We start from the raw sequence: 901 nt of genomic DNA on the forward strand, positions 1-901 counted from the left end.
GTGATGATGAAGATCACCAGCAGCACCAGCATGACGTCGATCAGGGGCACCATGTTGATCTCGGAAACCGTATGGCTTCCCGACCCTTTGCCCTCGAAGCTGCCAAAAGCCATTATTCGCTCCCGCGTTGAGCCGCGGCGCCGTTACCGTGCTGGCGGCGCAGGGCACGCACCTTGCCGTCGGACAGCGCCACTTGCTGGCCGGTCGTCAGGAAGGCGAACAGATCGTGCGCGAAGGCATCCAGACGCGACAGGAACACGCGGTTGTTGCGCACGAAGGTGTTGTAGGCCAGCACGGCCGGGATGGCAACCGCCAGGCCCAGGCCGGTCATGATCAGGGCCTCGCCCACCGGACCGGCGATGCGGTTGATGGTGACGCCATCGGACAGGCCGATGCCGACCAGCGCGTGGTACACGCCCCACACCGTACCGAACAGGCCGACGAACGGCGCCGTCGAGCCCACCGACGCCAGCACCGTCAGGCCGTTTTCCAGCTTGGCGGTTTCTTCGTCGATCACCTTGCGCATCGTGCGCGTCACGAAATCGGTGTTCGAACCGGCCTCTTCCAGCTTGGTGGCGCCGAACTTGCTGTGGTGCGCCTGCGCGTGCATGGCATGGCTGGCCAGGTGCGAGAACGGGTCACGCGCGCCGTGCGTCACGATTTCGTTTTCGACCTGCTCGAGCGAGCTGGCGTTCCAGAACTTGTTCAGGAAGTCGGCCGAGCGCTTGCGCATGCTGACGTTGCTGGCGACCTTGACCAGGATCAGATACCAGGTCACGAGCGACATCAGGATCAGGATGATGAACAGGCTCTTGCCCACGAAGTCGCTCTGGGCGACGAAGTGCAGAAAGCCCATGTCGGGGACGGCCGCGGGCGCGGGCGCCGCGGGCATCGCGGCGGC

Annotated in this window: 2 protein-coding genes; both read right to left on the minus strand. The window is 64.8% G+C overall.

Annotated features, from left to right (window positions below; genetic code table 11):
- The coding region (locus U858_RS0133375) for a biopolymer transporter ExbD (RefSeq protein ID WP_029954811.1) at nt 1–113 on the minus strand (113 nt) is incomplete at its 3' end.
- On the minus strand, nt 113–901 hold a 789-nt coding region (locus tag U858_RS0133380; protein ID WP_025141386.1), incomplete at its 5' end, for a MotA/TolQ/ExbB proton channel family protein. The genes U858_RS0133380 and U858_RS0133375, both read right to left, overlap by 1 nt.

Source organism: Achromobacter sp. DH1f, from assembly GCF_000633435.1.
GTDB lineage: Bacteria > Pseudomonadota > Gammaproteobacteria > Burkholderiales > Burkholderiaceae_B > Achromobacter > Achromobacter deleyi.